Origin of the sequence: Sporosarcina sp. P17b (assembly GCF_002743115.1) — a bacterium.
GTDB lineage: Bacteria > Bacillota > Bacilli > Bacillales_A > Planococcaceae > Sporosarcina > Sporosarcina ureae_C.
The window spans coordinates 1-18140 of record NZ_PDYP01000017.1 but is presented as its reverse complement, the minus strand read 5'-3'; the positions used below and the strand labels follow the sequence as shown (position 1 = coordinate 18140).

At 43.0% G+C, this 18140-nt stretch carries 16 protein-coding genes, 1 tRNA gene, 1 rRNA gene, 1 pseudogene and 1 riboswitch; of the genes and pseudogenes, 3 read left to right on the top strand and 16 right to left on the bottom strand.

What is annotated here, in order from left to right; genetic code table 11:
- Nucleotides 1-729: 729 nt before the first annotated feature.
- Both CSV76_RS14535 and mtnK read right to left on the bottom strand, forming a co-directional pair.
- On the bottom strand, nt 730-1923 hold the full coding sequence (locus CSV76_RS14535; protein ID WP_099626016.1) for a 2,3-diketo-5-methylthiopentyl-1-phosphate enolase: 1194 nt from the start codon (nt 1921-1923) through the stop codon (nt 730-732).
- Nucleotides 1923-3128: an S-methyl-5-thioribose kinase gene (gene mtnK, locus CSV76_RS14530; protein WP_099626015.1), complete on the bottom strand. Its 1206-nt coding sequence runs from the start codon at nt 3126-3128 to the stop codon at nt 1923-1925. Before mtnK ends, CSV76_RS14535 begins: the two co-directional genes overlap by 1 nt.
- 73 nt (nt 3129-3201) lie before the next feature.
- A riboswitch (SAM riboswitch) is annotated at nt 3202-3304 on the bottom strand.
- 215 nt (nt 3305-3519) lie between these two features.
- Here mtnK and CSV76_RS14525 point away from each other — a divergent pair.
- Entirely contained in the window at nt 3520-5187 is a 1668-nt protein-coding gene (locus tag CSV76_RS14525; protein WP_099626014.1) for a glycerol-3-phosphate dehydrogenase/oxidase, read from the top strand.
- 85 nt (nt 5188-5272) lie between these two features.
- Here the strand turns inward: CSV76_RS14525 and CSV76_RS17395 are convergent, their stop codons facing one another.
- The 4 genes and pseudogenes from CSV76_RS17395 to groES form a co-directional block, all read right to left on the bottom strand.
- A complete protein-coding gene (locus tag CSV76_RS17395) occupies nt 5273-5434 on the bottom strand; it encodes a nucleotidyl cyclase domain-containing protein (protein ID WP_158232816.1) in 162 nt (53 codons plus the stop codon).
- A 27-nt stretch (nt 5435-5461) separates the two neighbouring features.
- Nucleotides 5462-5755 (bottom strand): annotated as a pseudogene (locus tag CSV76_RS17750) (GGDEF domain-containing protein); the annotation flags it as partial.
- A gap of 274 nt (nt 5756-6029) precedes the next feature.
- Complete coding sequence (gene groL, locus CSV76_RS14505) at nt 6030-7664, bottom strand: chaperonin GroEL (protein WP_085427333.1); 1635 nt, start codon at nt 7662-7664, stop codon at nt 6030-6032.
- A 57-nt stretch (nt 7665-7721) separates the two neighbouring features.
- Nucleotides 7722-8006 (bottom strand): co-chaperone GroES, encoded by a 285-nt coding sequence (groES, locus tag CSV76_RS14500; RefSeq protein WP_085427334.1) that lies wholly within the window; start codon nt 8004-8006, stop codon nt 7722-7724.
- A gap of 195 nt (nt 8007-8201) precedes the next feature.
- Between groES and CSV76_RS14495 the strand changes: the two genes are divergently transcribed.
- Nucleotides 8202-8933, top strand: a complete 732-nt coding sequence (locus CSV76_RS14495) for a CPBP family intramembrane glutamic endopeptidase (protein WP_233204501.1) — start codon at nt 8202-8204, stop codon at nt 8931-8933.
- Between the two features lie 200 nt (nt 8934-9133).
- Here the strand turns inward: CSV76_RS14495 and dacB are convergent, their stop codons facing one another.
- The 4 genes from dacB to CSV76_RS14475 all read right to left on the bottom strand — a co-directional run bounded on the left by dacB (nt 9134) and on the right by CSV76_RS14475 (nt 12498).
- Nucleotides 9134-10624: a D-alanyl-D-alanine carboxypeptidase/D-alanyl-D-alanine endopeptidase gene (gene dacB, locus CSV76_RS14490; protein WP_085427336.1), complete on the bottom strand. Its 1491-nt coding sequence runs from the start codon at nt 10622-10624 to the stop codon at nt 9134-9136.
- 132 nt (nt 10625-10756) lie between these two features.
- Nucleotides 10757-11560, bottom strand: a complete 804-nt coding sequence (gene tatC / locus CSV76_RS14485) for a twin-arginine translocase subunit TatC (RefSeq protein ID WP_099626011.1) — start codon at nt 11558-11560, stop codon at nt 10757-10759.
- A 17-nt stretch (nt 11561-11577) separates the two neighbouring features.
- Nucleotides 11578-11769: a twin-arginine translocase TatA/TatE family subunit gene (locus CSV76_RS14480; RefSeq protein WP_029055052.1), complete on the bottom strand. Its 192-nt coding sequence runs from the start codon at nt 11767-11769 to the stop codon at nt 11578-11580.
- A 63-nt stretch (nt 11770-11832) separates the two neighbouring features.
- Nucleotides 11833-12498: a redox-sensing transcriptional repressor Rex gene (locus CSV76_RS14475; RefSeq protein ID WP_085429019.1), complete on the bottom strand. Its 666-nt coding sequence runs from the start codon at nt 12496-12498 to the stop codon at nt 11833-11835.
- A gap of 134 nt (nt 12499-12632) precedes the next feature.
- Between CSV76_RS14475 and CSV76_RS14470 the strand changes: the two genes are divergently transcribed.
- Nucleotides 12633-14558, top strand: coding sequence for an ABC-F family ATP-binding cassette domain-containing protein (locus CSV76_RS14470; RefSeq protein WP_099626010.1), 1926 nt, complete (start codon nt 12633-12635; stop codon nt 14556-14558).
- 493 nt (nt 14559-15051) lie between these two features.
- On the opposite strand, the gene tsaD is transcribed toward CSV76_RS14470, so the two are convergent.
- From tsaD to rrf, 6 genes are all read right to left on the bottom strand, one after another.
- Entirely contained in the window at nt 15052-16071 is a 1020-nt protein-coding gene (gene tsaD / locus CSV76_RS14465) for a tRNA (adenosine(37)-N6)-threonylcarbamoyltransferase complex transferase subunit TsaD (protein ID WP_085427339.1), read from the bottom strand.
- On the bottom strand, nt 16071-16520 hold the full coding sequence (gene rimI / locus CSV76_RS14460; protein WP_085427340.1) for a ribosomal protein S18-alanine N-acetyltransferase: 450 nt from the start codon (nt 16518-16520) through the stop codon (nt 16071-16073). Before rimI ends, tsaD begins: the two co-directional genes overlap by 1 nt.
- Entirely contained in the window at nt 16513-17214 is a 702-nt protein-coding gene (gene tsaB / locus CSV76_RS14455; protein WP_085427341.1) for a tRNA (adenosine(37)-N6)-threonylcarbamoyltransferase complex dimerization subunit type 1 TsaB, read from the bottom strand. The genes rimI and tsaB overlap by 8 nt, the downstream gene beginning before the upstream one ends.
- Complete coding sequence (gene tsaE / locus CSV76_RS14450) at nt 17211-17660, bottom strand: tRNA (adenosine(37)-N6)-threonylcarbamoyltransferase complex ATPase subunit type 1 TsaE (RefSeq protein ID WP_198166241.1); 450 nt, start codon at nt 17658-17660, stop codon at nt 17211-17213. The genes tsaB and tsaE overlap by 4 nt, the downstream gene beginning before the upstream one ends.
- Before the next feature lie 144 nt (nt 17661-17804).
- A tRNA-Asp gene (locus CSV76_RS14445) sits at nt 17805-17880 on the bottom strand.
- A 26-nt stretch (nt 17881-17906) separates the two neighbouring features.
- Nucleotides 17907-18022: ribosomal RNA gene (rrf, locus tag CSV76_RS14440) — 5S ribosomal RNA — on the bottom strand.
- Between the last annotated feature and the right edge of the window lie 118 nt (nt 18023-18140).

The following is an 18140-nucleotide window of genomic DNA, read 5'->3' as shown; positions in this document are numbered from 1 at the left end:
AGATATGTTGAATTAAAGAACCCCACTGAATCCGCTATGACTACCCCTTTAGGGTGAACATTATTGAGAGAGAGTTGCGCGAAGCGGAGTGTGGATTGTAATTCGCTTGGCGCTTTGGGGATGCCTTTGCCGCGCCTGCGCTGGGGTGTCCCATTATTGAAAGTATTTGGGTGATGTATAGACCGAGATTATAATGTGATTACTATTTGATACTAATTTCATTGAAGATAGACGCACTATAGGGTACAGGTCTTATCCCCGCTAATGAAATGCGCTTTCCTCCACAGAGACCATCCAGCGAAGGCGCGACTTCGTGGTAGCCGAAGCGATAAGACAAAAAGGGGTCTTCTTTCTGGCTTATCGCGGGAGGCATCCACAAAGCGCAGAAGCGATATTAGCGGGAACTCCAATTCTATCCATTGTATAGGGACTGTTGTTAAATGCTTTCTCTCGGTTTATGTATATTAGTCGATATTGCAACCTAAATAGTAGTGGATTAGAAGGAGTGCAGGTTTAATCCCCAATAACGAAATACGCTTTCTAACCTGGACCATCCAGCGAAGGCGCGCCTACGTGGTAGCCAAAGCGATAAGACTGAAAGTGGTTTCCTTTCTGGCTTATCGCGAGAGGCATCCACAAAGCGGCGAAGCGTTATTAGCAAGATTTCTGATTCATTCTATCTAAAAAAACGAGCCTCTTGGATACAACCCCAGGAGGCTCGTTTTGTTCTTATACTGACTCGACAACGCCCCATTGGTCAATGGCGCGTTTCAGAGGTTCTGATGTTTTTGCCGCTTCTTCGAGAGAAATTTGTTTGACACTTGCGTCAATCGCCGCCCGGAATGCTTTGGCACCTTGCGTCGGTCCATCGGGATGGCCGAATATTCCGCCACCAGCATTGACGACAAGATTATCTCCAAAATCTTTCAGTAATTGTGGCACCATGCCTGGATGGATTCCAGCGGACGGAACGGCAAATGTTTTTTCGAAGCCATTGTCTTCAATCAACGCTTCATTAATTGCCAACGCATCGAACCGCGAAATGGCGACATTGCCATATGAGCTTGGGAACAAGGATAGATCTCCACCGATTAGCCGCGTTAATTTTCCTACCAATAACGAGTAAGAGAATCCGCCACCCGCTTGTCCCGCGAGAACGCCGGATAATGCGGAATGTGCCACAATCGGCAAACTGATATTGTTATTTTCACGCAGCGTTTGAAGTACATCCAAACCGTACGCGTGGACGTTGAATAATAACGCGTTCGCGCCAAGCGCTGCCGCCTGTTCCGCCTTGTCGTGAAGCTCATTCGTCCGTCCCGACAAGTTCACTGCATACAATGCCCGATTTCCGGTCTGTTCATAATGCCGATCGATAATGTCTTTTGCTGTTGTAATTCGCTTGTAAAACGGTGTTAATTCATTCTCAAAAAGAATTTCATCGTCTTTGATGAGATCGACACCGCCGGCTAACAGTTCTTCCAGTTGGGCTGAGAAAAAGGAAAGATCTCTTCCCATGACTCCCTTGAAGATGGCTTTCAGTAATGGGCGATCCATTACATTCAACTGCTCGCGAATCCCTTTCGTACCGAATCGTGGCCCTGGAAATTGTGCGAGCAATTGTTTGCCAAAATCCAAGTCGATTAATTCATAGCCTTCAAAAAAGGATAACTTGCCATAGACAGTCGTGAAAATCGCGGGAAGGTCTGCCGAATAATTAGCGGACGGATAAAAGATTTTCACCGTGTCCTTTACTTCCCCTTTTTCCACAGAAACAACTTCACCTTTATGGTGCTTCAATTGCTGCTGTTCAAGATGCGGAATGTCTGTCCAAGACCCAATTGTAAGCCCTAGGGCATGTTGCTCCGCTATTTTTTCTTGCTCTGGATGTGTCGGAAATAGATAAGTGGCTGTAACTCCCATTAAAATTCCTCCTTGTGATTACTGTCGATGAACCAGCTCTCCAATTCTTCCAAAGAGCGTATTGCGTGACGGTTAAGTATCAAATACTTTCCGAGCTCCAACACTTTTTTCCTTCTGGTCATTCTTTTTTGTTCATCTTCTTCATAATTCAAATCGTCAATTTGTGCAATACCTATGGAGCGGCGGACCAATTCGCACCCTGCATACCCCAGCATATCGGCAAATTTTCCGTCCATTACATGCGTCAGAAAACCCTCGAGTTGTGTATAAGGCTCATTGGATTCTTCTCTCCATAATTGGGCGAATGTATCGGTGTACGCATACCATGTTTCCCGCGCTTGTTCATAGCGCTTCGTTTGAAATTCAGGATGACCGATTCCATTTAACAACAAGCTTGCGATGAAATGCCCCATGTCAAATCCGAAAGGCCCAAAACAAGCAAACTCGGTATCGAATACAACTGTTTTGTCATCCCCCATGAATATTGCACCACTATGTAAGTCGCTATGAATGAGAGCATCCGCTTTCGTCATGAACTTATGTTTTAACTTCGCCACTTCCAGCTTTAACTGGTGATCTTGACTCAGAAATAACACATCATTTTTCAGGCCTTCTTCAAAGTAATTGCTGTCATGCGAATTGTAGGGACAATCGAAAGAAAGCTCTTCCGTCATTTCCCGCATGGCTGGATTTGTAAAAGAAGCATTCAATTCTTTCTTTACTTTTGGATCTAGGTAGAAATCGGACGTATAAAAAGTGGTTTTCGCACTGAATACACCTATGTCCTTCGCAAATACGGCAGATTCCGTCCCATTATTCAAAGCCGTGCGTCCCATTTCCATCGGATGCATGTCTTCCATCACAACAATTGCCATGATTTCATCCAGATGATGCACTTTCGGAACAGAACCGGGAATGATATTATCGTATTCCTGTAATACTTTTGCTTCTAGGACGACCCGGTCAATCGGAATAGGCATCGACTCCCCTACAATCCTCGCGTAAGGTACAGCCTGTTTGAGTATCAAGCTCTTCTGTTCCCCGGTTAATCGATAAACATGATTAATCTTCCCATCACTTACCTCCGTCACAATCACTTGTTCCTGTTCACTAAAGAAGTCACGCTTTTTAACATACTTCACAATTTCATTGATTTCTAAGAATGCATAGGTTGCTAGTTCCTGATGACTACTTGATATATTCATGTCATTTCCTCCTTCTGTATCGTCTATGATGATAAAAAAACCCCTTCAGTTAAGAAGAGGTTTTTCACACAACTTCTTATCTATCAGCATAAATGCTGTAAGAATTAGCACCGTGCTCAATTGAGTCGGTTGCCGGGCTTCATCGGGCTTTTCCCTCCACCTGCTCCTGATAAGAGTATATTTATTATTTTTAATTACCATTAGATTCGCACAACGCATATGAAATTATAGCATGACTCTTACCCATTGTCTATTTTATCGAAACCCACCAAATAGTTAAAACACTTTCTACATGTTACTATTTCTAAACCTTTTGTAAATCAATAGATTTAGTTATCTAAATTGTAGTATAATTAATGAACGAATACAATATGTGGAGGCTTTAAATAGAATGAGTGAACAACCTAATGGATTACAAAAAAATGAAGTGCTTGCAAGATTACAAGCGGAAGAATTTGATGTATTAATCATCGGGGGCGGAATCACGGGGGCTGGAATCGCCTTAGATGCAGCCAGTCGTGGAATGAAAACAGTACTTGTGGAAATGCAGGATTTTGCTGCAGGGACGTCCAGCCGTTCTACAAAAATGATCCATGGCGGCTTGCGATACCTGAAAAATCTTGAAGTGAAGATCGTTGCGGAAGTAGGTAAAGAGCGGGCGGTCGTCTATGAAAATGGACCCCATGTGACGAACCCAGAGTGGCTGCTTTTGCCAATTTATAAGGACGGTTCAATGGGTAAATTCACTACCTCCATCGGATTGCGCGTCTATGACTTTTTGGCGGGCGTGAAAAAAGAAGAACGAAAAAGCATGTTGACCAGAGAAAGAGCGTTGCATGCGGAGCCTAAACTCAAGCAAGAAGGGTTACTTGGAGCTGGCCGTTTCGTCGAATACAGATCGGATGATGCGAGACTGACGATTGAAGTGATGAAAGAAGCTGTTAGTCAAGGCGCAACTGTATTCAATTATACAAAAGTAACTGATTTTATTTACAATGGAGGAAAAGTTGCAGGCGTATGCGTGGTCGACCAGCTAAATGGCAAAATAAGTGAAATACGCGCAAAAACAATAGTGAACGCCGCCGGGCCATGGGTAAATACATTGAGGGAGAAAGACAACTCCTTGGATTCAAGGGAAATTCGTTTGACGAAGGGCATTCATCTCGTTTTTGACCAAAGTGTATTCCCTTTGAATCAGATTGTTTACTTTGACACACCGGATGGCCGGATGGTATTGGCAATCCCACGGGACGGGAAAACGTACGTTGGGACGACAGACACTGATTACAAAGGGGACATGGTTCATCCCCGAATGACCGTAAGCGACCGCGATTACTTGATGGCCGCAATTGCTCTCATTTTTCCGAAGTTGACCATTGCGGCGAGCGATATTGAATCCAGCTGGGTTGGGCTACGGCCTTTAATCAATGAAAAAGGTAAAGGGGCATCCGAAGTTTCAAGAAAAGATGAAATTTGGGAGTCCGCTTCTGGCTTAATCACAGTTGCCGGTGGAAAACTGACGGGCTATCGAAAAATGGCGGAAACGATTGTAGATGTCGTTGCATCAAAACTCAAAACAGATATAGGAATAATATATTCTCCGTCTAGCACGAAGAATATGCCGATTTCGGGCGGACACGTCGGAGGTTCCCGGAACTTTGAAGCGTTCATGTATCGGAAGATTAAACAAGGAATAAAGCTTGGGTTGGACCAAGAAAGAGCTCAGTCTCTCGTGAAAAGATATGGCTCAAATGTAGATATCCTCTTTGATTTATTACAGAAAAATGAGCAGGCGGCGCAAGATTCCGGACTGCCCCTCTACCTATATGCGCAAGTTCTTTACTCAATCACAGATGAATTCGTCCGTACACCCATCGACTTTTTCTGGCGACGTACGGGAGCATTACTGTTCGATATCCAATGGGTGAACGAGTGGAAAGTGCCCCTCCTTGAAATGATGAGTAAAGAGCTGGGTTGGAGTGACGAGCAGAAAGCAAGTTTCCACGCCGACCTTGAAAAACATTTGCATGATGCGACTGTTCCGGTTGAGAGGGAATAGTGTAGATAGGATTGATAAAAACAGCCATCTCCAGATGCATGCCGGAGATGGCTATTTTTAGGTCCATTTCACGGGCAGTCATTTTTTAACCGACAACGCAAACTTGGTTTTTTCCAGTCTCTTTTGCCAAACAGAGTACGATATCTGCGGAATTGAATAATTCCTTAAGATCCGACACTTTCCCTTTTGCGTTATCGACCAACCCAACACTTGCGGTGATTGAAACGAACTTTCCTTTGTATTCCACTTCTATACTTCTAACCGTTTCCGATAGCTACTCGGCTTTCTTTTTCCCACCCTCAAGTGAAACGCCTTTCGGGATAACGACGAATTTGTCTCCACTAAATCGACCCATTAAGTCCGATTCTCTAAAAATCGTTGAGCAGTATTGACTAATCTGCTTCATAACAGCGTCACCCACTAGATGTCCGTATTCATCATTAAGTTACTTAAAGTTATCGATATCACATGCGATGCATATGATGCTTTCGTTGTTCCAGGATGCTTTTTTAAGCCACTCATTTTTGGTACTTTCCAGATAGCAGCGATTGTATAATACTGTAAAATAGTCCGTATTGGCTCTCTTTTCAACGGAGTAAACACCACGTTAAATTTCAAGCTTAAGTTCTACTAACCCCCTATGTTAGTTAGGACATAAGGATGATGAAACGACTACACAATTTTATTTACACATTACAAAAGAAAAACAAAAAAAGGCCTCTCAAAAGTTTAGTCAACTAATGAGAAGCTCTCGAGCCTTATAATGATCAAAAATAAGTTTTAGGCATCAAAAATGATGATGCATGACACAAAACCCTAGTATGAAAGGGTTCCTTTCTTTCTTACATCATGCCGCCCATTCCACCCATACCGCCCATATCAGGCATACCGCCACCTGCTGGTTCTGGTAGATCTGCAACAACAGCTTCAGTAGTCAAGAACATTGCCGCTACAGATGCTGCGTTTTGTAGTGCGTAACGAGTTACTTTAGTTGGATCTACGATACCTGCTTCTACCATGTTAACCCATGTGCCTTCTGCAGCGTTAAAGCCTACGCCGACTTCTTCGCGCTTCAAGCGATCTACTACGATAGAACCTTCAAGGCCCGCGTTTGTTGCGATTTGACGTACTGGCTCTTCAAGTGCACGAAGTACAATTTTGATACCCGTTGCTACGTCGCCTTCAGTATCTTCAAGTAATGCTTCTACTTTTTTATACACGTTAACTAGTGCAGTACCACCACCAGATACGATTCCTTCTTCAACTGCTGCACGTGTAGAGTTCAATGCGTCTTCGATACGAAGTTTACGCTCTTTCAACTCAGTTTCAGTTGCAGCTCCAACTTTGATAACTGCTACACCGCCAGCTAGTTTAGCTAGACGTTCTTGCAATTTCTCTTTGTCGAATTCAGAAGTAGTTTCTTCCAATTGTGAACGGATTTGGCCAACACGTGATTCGATAGAACCTGCGTCTCCGCTACCTTCTACGATTGTTGTGTTGTCTTTTGTAACTACAATCTTCGCTGCGCGTCCTAGTGATGTAAGGTCAGCAGATTTCAGATCAAGTCCTAGATCTTCTGTGATTACCTGTCCACCAGTTAGGATTGCGATGTCTTCAAGCATAGCTTTACGGCGATCACCGAAGCCAGGAGCTTTAACCGCTACCGCATTGAATGTACCGCGAAGTTTGTTAACAACTAGTGTAGCTAGAGCTTCACCTTCAACATCTTCAGCGATAATCAACAATGGCTTACCTTGCTGAACAACTTGTTCAAGCACAGGAAGGATTTCCTGGATGTTATTAATTTTCTTATCTGTAATCAAGACGTATGGATTATCAAGCACTGCTTCCATTTTGTCTGTATCTGTTGCCATATAAGCAGATGCGTAGCCACGGTCGAATTGCATACCTTCTACTACATCCAGCTCTGTTACGAAGCCTTTGGATTCTTCGATCGTGATAACACCATCGTTACCCACACGCTCCATTGCTTGTGAAATCAACTCACCGACTTCTTCATCTCCAGAAGAGATAGCCGCAACTTGTGCGATTTCTTGTCTAGTTTCGATTTCATCGGAAACACTTTGAAGGCCTTCAACTGCTGCGATTACCGCTTTTTCGATTCCTTTACGGATACCGACTGGGTTTGCGCCAGCTGTTACGTTCTTCAAACCTTCACGGATCATTGCTTGTGCAAGGACTGTTGCTGTTGTTGTTCCGTCGCCTGCGATGTCATTTGTTTTAGATGCAACTTCTGCTACTAGCTTTGCGCCCATGTTTTCGAATGCATTTTCAAGCTCAATTTCTTTTGCAATTGTTACACCATCATTTGTAATCAGTGGTGAACCGAATTTGCGCTCAAGTACGACGTTACGACCTTTTGGCCCAAGTGTTACTTTTACAGCGTCTGCTAGTGTATCTACACCGCGGAGCATTGCGGAACGTGCATCTTCGTTAAATTTAAGTTCTTTAGCCATTGTATTTGATACCCTCCAGAATTTTCTATTTGTCTACTACGTTTACGTTTTAATTAATTAGCCAATAATTGCAAGAATATCGCTTTCACGAAGGATCAAGTATTCAGTACCTTCATACTTCACTTCAGTGCCTGCGTATTTAGAGAAGATGATGCGGTCGCCTTCAGTTACTTCAAGCTCGACACGCTGTCCGTTCTCAAGAACACGGCCTGTACCAGCAGCGATTACTTTACCTTCTTGTGGCTTTTCTTGTGCAGAGTCCGGTAGAACAATACCGCTTGATGTTTTTTCTTCTGCTTCGATTAATTCGATAATGATACGGTCACCTAGTGGTTTCAACAAATGAAACAACCTCCTCGAGATAATGGGTAGTTTTTATTTTTCTTAGCACTCACTTACAACGAGTGCTAACACAACTCTTATATTAAAGAATTTCACACATAATTGCAAGTAAAAGCGTTCGACATTTTCTTCTTTTGCCAAACGTCTTTTTTCGCGTTAAACTATTCATCATATATGGAAGAAAGGTTGTGCACCGTGAAAAACTGGATAGTTGCTCTGATGATCTTCGTCTCATATGTGTTGCTGCAGATCGGCAGCATTTTTCTTGCCCCTGAATTAATTGTTTACTTCACTGGCAAAAACTTGTCCAAAGCAGAAGCTTTGTCGCAAGGATTCGCATGGACGTTATTTATCACGCAAGGTATCGCTGCACTCATAGTTGCTGCGATTCTATTACGAAATAAAAAGTTCTTACCCGTGTTTAAAGGAAAGCCATCCGGTTTCGGAAACGTCCTGCTATGGGGAATACTTGGTTTCTTCCTCGCAATGGCTGGACAGATTATTGGTGCTGCGATTGAGTCCATGTTCGGTGTAACAGCAGGCTCCGAGAATACGGAGTTACTGTCGAACATCGCAAAGACAGCGCCAATCATCATCTTTGCCATGGTGTTGTTTGCACCGTTTCTTGAAGAAGTCGTGTTCCGCCGGATAATCTTCGGTGGCTTGTACAACAAGACAAACTTCTGGGTCGCTGCGATTGTTAGCGCCATCGTCTTCGCTGCTGTACATAATGAGCTACAGCATTTGTTGATGTACTTGATGCCGGGTCTTGCGTTCGCATTCGTCTACTATAAGACTAAGCGACTTATAACCCCGATGATTGCCCATTTCCTGATGAACAGTTTCGTCACTGTCGTGCAATGGAATGCGGATAAGCTGCAACAATTACAAGATATGCAGCAGGGTATCATATTATTCCTGCAATAAAAAAATCTCCCCGACAATGGGGAGATTTTTTACTGTGGGTATGTTGAGAATTCGGTGAGTGTGAAGGCACCGTTAATCTGCGCTCCAGGCGGACGCGTTCCACTCCGATCAACTAGCATCTTTTCTAATTATAGTAAGTGAGAAAATCATCCTATACTCACAATCCCAAAACCGTAAACCAAGTGCACACTTACTACTTCTTACTGCGCCGCCATAACCTGAACCATCTTATCAATATCAGGCCTAGCTGTTCCTTTAACATTCTCTGTCAAAATACTGAAGATCAACTCTTGTCCACCCTTCGTCTTTACATAGCCAGACAATGAATCTGTGCCATTCAGAGAGCCTGTCTTCGCGTATACTTTGCCCTTGACTACAGGGCTTGTCAGACGGTTGCGCAACGTTCCTCCAAGCATGCGATCATTGACGCCAGCAATGGGCAGTGAACGCTCAAATGCCGTATACCAATCTTTGGACTGAGCTGCATATAATACTTCCGCAATCTTCTCGGATGGAATTTTATTCTTATGAGACATACCTGAACCGTCCTCTAGATAAATTCCCTTTGTACTAATACCATCCTTTTCTAACGTTTCCCTAACAACACGCAAGCCGGCATTCCAACTCCCGTCATTGTATACTGCGCGACCCATGGATTTTGCCAAGATTTCCGCATGGGAGTTGTTGCTGTATTTCATAAATGGCATCATTAAATAAAACAGTGACATCGATTCTTTCTTTGCAAGTAATTCTGCGTTTGCAGGTGTCTTGCCACGTGTGACACGTGCTGTTGGCTGAAGCTTGATGCCTTCTTTGGCCAGTGCGCGTTTGAAAACGTCTGCTGTATAGGCGGTCGGATTCGATACCGTTACCCATTGACGCTTACCATTTGAGTTAAGTGGTACGTTTCCTGAAACAATGATCGTATTCGTACCTTGTTGACGACTCATTGTTACCGTGTTGCGTTGATTTTTCGGTACTGTCCGTGTGCGGTTGACTACTTTTACGATGTCCGTATGTGGAGTCAATGTGACCGCTCCCGCTTTACCATTTCTTGTCGGCTTCGCTTCAACAATTGTCGTACCTGCATCGTAATCTTTATTTGGTGAAATCGTCAGTGCCGAAATTTGTGCTGCATAGTAATACGTTTCATCTGATTTATAAATACCTGGTGATAGACGCTGCGTGTCAAACCACGTATCGTCCGCCACAATATGTCCGGTTACTGTATGAATTCCTGATTCCCGCATTTGTCTTGCTAGACGGAGTAAATCAGATTCTAGTAATGTCGGATCTCCTGTCCCGCGTAAATAAAGATGACCGTCAAGAACACCGTTTTTTATCGTGCCGTTCGTCAAGACATCTGTGTCGAATGTATAGTCTTTACCGAGCACTTCAAGAGCCGCTGTACTTGTTAACACTTTAACATTCGAGGCAGGTGTAACTCCTTGATTGCCACGATATTGATAGATAATACGATTCGTATTTGCTTCACGTACGACGACACTGCTTCGTGTACCACGCATACGTTGACTAGTAATAACTTGATTGATACCGACTTCCATCGCTTTATAAGACTGCTGTGCAGCAGCAACTTGAACGCCTGCAACAGGAGTCGTAACACTCGCCATAAGCAACATTGCACCTAACAACCACTTGCTCCATCTGTTTGGAGTCTTTTTGCTGTTCACTAGATTTCATTTCCCCCTACTCATTCTATTCTTAGATAGTTTACCATAGGGCTACTGGTAAATGAACCCATCTACGACCTTTATTATGTAAACGTAAAAATCCTCCTGCGTGAGCAAGAGGATTTGTGTGGTTTAGTTATCATCTGTTTTATTCAGCACTTCGTCAATTTGACGCTGTTGCTCTGCCTTCACTTCTTCCATCTGGCGCAGACGTTCGGACTTCTCAAACTTCCTGTAGCCTAAACGTGAAATCACGATGCTGATCTCATATAAGATGAATAGCGGAACCGTGGTGAATAAATGCGATACAATGTCCGGTGGTGTAATGAACGCAGCAAGTACGAATAGAACAAAGTACGCAACCTTCCGTATTTTAACAAGTACTTTAGGTTGCAACACACCGAGACGGGATAAAAACAATATGACGATCGGTAATTGAAAAACAAAACCAAACGGCAATAGTAGTGAGAATAAAAAAGAAAAATACTCATTGATACCGATTGTCTGCTCAATGTTCAATTGACCTGACAGATTAATCATGAATTTCATCACGTACGGTAGCAATACAAAGTAAGAGAAACTAATTCCTGCTAAAAACAGGAGAAAAGCAAACGGTATATACGATAGTGTGACACGTCGTTCTAAGTCACGAAGACCTGGTGAAATAAAGGCCCAAAATTGATACATGATGACCGGTGAAATAATAACAATCGCAAGAAATACTATAACCTTCAAATAGATCACGACTGGATCTACGACGTTAAATGCATTTAATGTGACTTGTTCAGCCGGTGTATCGAATTGTATAAAATTGATCAGCGGCTTCGCTAAGAAGAAACTGCCAATTGCCCCAACAATAAAGAAAACGACGATTACCATCAGCCGTTTTCGAACTTCATCTATATGTTCAATGATTGTTAAGTCTTTATCTGCCATCAGAATAACACCCTAACTCAGCGCACTTCTTCTTTCTTGTCTTCAACCTTTTTTACGTCATCTTCGTCGTCTGTAAGGCCTTTAGTTGCGTTTTTGAACTCGCGCAATGAAGAACCGAACGCTTTACCGATTTCAGGTAATTTCTTAGGACCAAATATAAGCAATGCAATCACAGCGATAATCAGTAAACTTCCGATACCTGGAGCCATGTTGGCCACCTCCTCATAATATGTCTATTCTACATGAAAACCTATGATTTTACTATCACAGTGTTATGTAATTTGTGAATCTTTTACGTCTGTTTTAATGAGATAAATCAATGTTTGCAACTCTACGGACAAGTCAATGGTCTGGATGCGGATTGTATCTGGTACCGCTAAACGTTCAGGTGTGAAATTTAAAATCCCCTTTACGCCTGTTGTAGCAAGACGGTCTGTCAATTCCTGTGCAACGCGTGATGGAACAGTCAATATCACCATTTCAATGCCCAGTTCTTTAATTTTCTCCTCGATACGATCAGGCGGATAGATAGGAATATCGTTCTTCAATTCTCCATCATGCGGTGCTTTCGGATCGAACGCCACGACAATTTTCGTGTTATGGATCTTCTGAAAATTATATTTCAAGAATGCATTACCGAGACTACCTACCCCGATTAAAGCAACTTTGGTTTCTTCATCCTGATCAAGGGTTTCACGGAAGAACTGCAATAAGGAATCAACGTCGTAGCCGTATCCTTTACGTCCAAGCGCTCCGAAATGGGAAAAGTCTCTTCTAATCGTCGCCGCATCAATTTTCATCGCTTCACTTAATTCTCCCGATGATATGCGTTGTACGCCTTTGTCTGCATAATTTCTCAAAAATCTATAATATAGAGGCAATCGTTTAGATGTTGCCTGTGGAATTCTAGGTTTACTCACGCTGTGCCGAACCTCCATTGTTACTTCAATGACCAACCCATGAACAAGGGTATAGCCGCTTTTATCGTACAGCACAACGAGATTATTGTAAAGCCGATTATTGCATGGTGCGCTCCGTTCCATTAAACTGATAAGGAATAGAGGTGTGGGACTTGATTATTTTACAAGTGAATGGACTGACCAAGTCTTTTTCAGGTACGAATCTACTGGAGAATGTCCGTCTCGAAGTACAGCATCGGGATCGTGTCGCACTCGTCGGACGAAATGGTGCCGGAAAATCGACATTATTAAAAATAATAGCAGGTGAACTATCCGCGGATGAAGGCGATATTATGATTCCAAAGGATATACGCATGGGCTATCTTGAACAGCATAGCGGGCTGGATTCGGAGCTAACGATTTGGGATGAAGTGATGACAGTATTTGCACCACTTCGTGAAAAAGAAAGTCGTTTGCGTGCGTTAGAACATGAAATGGCGAATCCTGCAGTGTATGAGGATACCGATCGTTACGCACGCGTAATGACCGAGTATGATGAGCTTCAAATCGCTTTTAAAGAAGCGGGAGGTTATCAGTTTGAAGCCGATGCCCGTTCTGTTCTTCACGGCATGCGCTTTTATCCCGACGATTTCGAGAAGCCGGTGCACTTACTGTCAGGCGGTCAAAAAACGCGTCTTGCACTTGCACGCATGCTGCTGAGCAAGCCGGACCTGTTGATACTCGATGAACCGACGAACCACTTGGACATCGAGACACTGAACTGGCTGGAACGTTACCTGTCGGGCTATGAAGGTGCCATTTTAATTGTTTCTCATGATAGGTACTTCCTCGATAAAGTAGTTACAACCGTATATGAAGTATCACGACGAAAAGTTTCAAAGTACAGCGGAAATTACAGTTCATACCTAGATGAGAAAGCAAAGAACTATGAACGTGATCAGAAGTTGTTTGTTCAGGAAAAGGATGAACGTGCGAAACTTGAAGAATTTATTCAAAAGAATATTGCGCGTGCATCCACTTCCAAAATGGCGAAGAGTCGACGCAAACAACTTGAGCGCCGCGAATGGATGGACTCTCCTGACGGTGACGAGAAATCCGCCAACTTCTCCTTCTCGCTCGATCGACCAAGCGGTAACGATGTACTATCGCTAGACGATGTGAAAATTGGCTATGACGAAGTGCCTGTATCAAAGCATATTAATCTGCGAATTTATAAAGGAGACCGCGTGGCATTTGTCGGACCGAACGGTGTAGGCAAGTCAACTTTACTCAAAACTATAGTAAAGCGCAACGAACTGCTAGGTGGAGAAATCCGCTATGGTACGAACGTGCAATTCGGTTACTATGATCAAAACCAAGCAACACTCATCGGTTCTGGCACGGTTTTGCAAGAAATCTGGGATGACTGGCCATTGATGAATGAAAAAGATGTACGCTCATTACTTGGACGATTCCTGTTCACAGGCGACGATATAGAAAAACTCGTCACGTCGCTATCAGGCGGAGAGAAAGCTCGTCTTTCATTGGCACAACTAATGTTAGAGAAGTCCAACACGTTAATTTTGGACGAGCCGACAAACCATCTAGATCTCGACAGTAAAGAGATTCTAGAAAATGCGCTAGACGACTTTCCAGGAACCATTCTGTTCGTGTCACATGACAGGTATTTCATCAATCGACTCGCAACCAAAGTCATCGAAATGAGTGATGACGGTGCAGTTGAATACCTAGGTGACTATGATTACTACATTGAGAAGAAAACAGAAACAGAGGAAATTTTAGCAGCTACACAACTTGAACAGCGCGCAAAAGAACCTATCATCAAAAAAGAAGTGGCCAACAAAGAAAACCAACGTCACGAGCGTAAACTAACTAGAGCGATCGCAGACTTAGAAAAAAAACTCGAAGCTCTCGATGTAGAGATCGAGACATTACAATTGAAATTACTAGAACCCGAACTAGCGAACGACCATATCGAACTTATGGACATTCAACGTCAAATCGATGAAACTCAAGCTATACATGACGAACAATCAGAAGAGTGGCTAATGCTTCAAGATGAACTAGAAAATCTATAATTACGAAACGGACTTTCAATTGAAAGTTCGTTTTTTATTTTGGATTGGATATGTACAAAAATTACGTATCTCGTCTATGCGATTACAACCCACTCCTGACACAACGAATACAATGAATTGGCGAAAAACTCCTCAACTTCATTCGACATATCGCGACATAATCCATCGTATTCTATCAATCATTCGCCTTTTTCAACTTTTAACTAGAAAAAGTTTCTCAAAATCAAATTTATTTCTCCACAACCTTTTCCACAGAGAAAATCCCCATTTGAACACATATGAACATAGTTATCCACGTTGTCCACATTTAATTGTTTAATAATCCACATAGTTATCCTATATGTATACGCTTACCATTCACATGTTACATATGTTACCCACAATCTATCCACAAATTGTGCATAAGTACGAATGTTCTCTATTGACAAATGAATATTCGTCTAACAAAAAAACACACAATTTGCTGAAAGTTAGCAAACTGTGTGCATCTTATTTAATTCCATGATTTTAATGGCATTCCAGGTCGACCATTCATACTAGAATCACTTCGAACGCCACTTTTCCACATCTCATAACCAGCTGCCGCAATCATCGCAGCATTATCTGTGCATAAGGAAATGGGTGGTACATAAAAAGGAATCTCCTCTTGTTCAAGCGCTGCAGTCAATGATTTTCGCAATCCTTGATTGGCTGCAACTCCACCTGCCGCAATCACTTGCTTCACACCATATTCTTTTGCCGCTTTCACCGTTTTGACCGTCAGTACATCCACGACACTCTGCTGAAATCCAGCAGCAACATGATCGTGATTGATCTTCCCGCCTTTTTGCTCAATATTATGCTTATAATTGATAACCGCGGATTTCAATCCACTAAAACTAAAATCATACGATTCCTTTTCTAACCAAGCACGAGGAAAATCGATACTTTCATCGCTAGCCAACGCTAAACGATCCACTTGAGGACCTCCTGGATAAGGCAAACCAAGGACACGAGCCACTTTGTCATACGCCTCACCTGCCGCATCATCACGCGTTTCACCGATCAATTCAAATGAACCATGTGACTTCATAACAACGAGCTCTGTATGACCACCTGAGACGATCAGCGCCAATAGCGGAAACTCCATCTCATGCATTAACTGATTGGCGTATACATGTCCTGCAATATGGTGCACACCTATCAGTGGTAATTGGTTTGCAAATGCAAAAGCCTTTGCAGCATTGATACCAATCAACAAAGCTCCTACTAATCCAGGTCCCTCGGTTACAGCAATTGCTTCCAAATCACTTGGTACTAATTTTGCTTCTTTTAATGCTTCCTCTATCACCAGTGTAATTTGTTCGACATGCAGACGCGAAGCGATTTCTGGCACTACACCGCCGAATTGCTTCTGCTGCTGAATTTGTGACGATACAATCGAAGAAACAATTTCCGTTCCGTTTTTCACTACAGAGGCTGCAGTTTCATCACAGCTTGTTTCAATACCTAAAATATAATGATCTTTATTCATTAGAATTCCACCCACATGACGAGCCCATCTTCATGGTCGTCTGTATAATAGTTTTTCCTGATTCCGCCTTCTTGAAAACCTAGCTTACGATACAACGTCCGTGCCGGTTCATTACTTACACGTACTTCAAGCGTCATAGTCTTTACTTCATTCAAGCGGCATAACTCCATAGCCTGACGCATCAGGTCTTCTCCATACCCTTTTCCACGATAAGCTGATAGTACAGCGACATTGGTAATATGACATTCATCTAGAACGATCCACATACCGCAGTGCCCAATTACTTCCCCATCTAATTCCGCTACAATATAATGAGCATACGCATTACCGGTCAATTCATGCTCAAAAATCTCTTCGGTCCAAGGCGTCGCAAATGATTCGAGCTCTATAGCTGCAACCGCCGCAATGTCATCATGTGTCATCTTCCGAAATAACACTTCATTACTCATGAGAAGGCACCTTCTTCTCCAAATTCGCTTCCGCTTCCGTAATACGCTTATACTGTGGCGTAAACGTATGCACCGTTTCCGGTTCATCCGCACGTTGCGCCAATAAAACAACAGAAGAAGCGCGCGGTACATTTAAAGCGAATGAAGCTAGATGCGCTAGCCCACCAAGTCGTTCACGAATGACCGCTTCATGCAGCTTCACATCTTCTCCAACGAATAAGACTGGTTCATTATACTCCTGTAACTTCTCCAGTAACTCTACAAGTGCACAGTGCTGATCTTCAAGTACATTGACCAATCCTTCACCTTCTGCACGATAGACTCCTGCATAGACGTTAGATCTTCTGGCATCAATTAAAGAGCAAACAAGGCCATTAAATAGTTGTCCATTCATTGCTAGGGCCTTCAGGCTCGATACACCGTAAAGCGGCTTGTCTAGCGTCCATGCAAGTGTTTTCGCGATTGTCACGCCAATGCGGACTCCCGTATACGACCCTGGACCTTCAGAGACTGCAATTGCATCAATTTCAGACGGTGTAATATCTGCTTTGCGACATGCTTCCTCTACCGCTGGCATCGCACGTAGCGAATGATTAATCTTCATCATGCTCGACTCTTCAATAAGTAACACGTTATCTTTAACAATTGCTACTGACAGAGGTGAGTTTGCTGTATCTATACCTAACCATATCATGTAAAAATCTCCTCACAAATACGTGTAAATCGTTCACCTTTTGGCGTGCATTCAACTTCACGAGAATAGGTTCCCGTATGGCGGATGATTAATTCCAAACGATCTTCGGGCAACTCTTCTTGAATAAATTGCGCCCATTCCACTACAGAAATGGCATCCCCATAAAACAGTTCGTCCCATCCCAAGTCTTCTTCACTGTTGGCTAATCGATATACATCCAAATGATTGAAAGGATAATCCCCTTCATACTGCTTGATAATCGTAAAAGTGGGACTGCTGACTGTCCGTGTGATTCCGATCGATTTCGCAAGTGCTTTTGTGAACGTCGTCTTCCCTGCTCCGAGATCGCCTTCAAGCGTCAACACATCAGGAGGTCTAAGATACTTGCCAATCTCGGCAGCGAGCTTCTCCATCTCTTCTACTGACTTGATTTCTTTCTTCCACACAGCCAACTCACCCTTCTCTTCTTATCATAGTACTAGTGTACAGAAAAACTCTTCAAAACAAAAGCCAAGAAGACGGCCATGTTTATTCATATTAAAAAAACGATCACACCCGTTAAGGTGAAATCGTTTTGGAATGTTAAAATATGGCGGTCCCGACGGGAATCGAACCCGCGATCTCCTGCGTGACAGGCAGGCATGTTAACCGCTACACCACGGGACCACTTGAAATTTACAAAAAAAATTAAAGCCTAGCAACGTCCTACTCTCACAGGGGGAAACCCCCAACTACCATCGGCGCTGAAGAGCTTAACTTCCGTGTTCGGTATGGGAACGGGTGTGACCTCTTCGCTATCGTTACTAGACTCTTTGAGTAAAGCTTGTTCACTCAAAACTGAATAAAAGACATTGGCGTAGTTCAAGTAACTACTTTTTAAAATAGGTTAAGTCCTCGATCGATTAGTATCTGTCAGCTACATACGT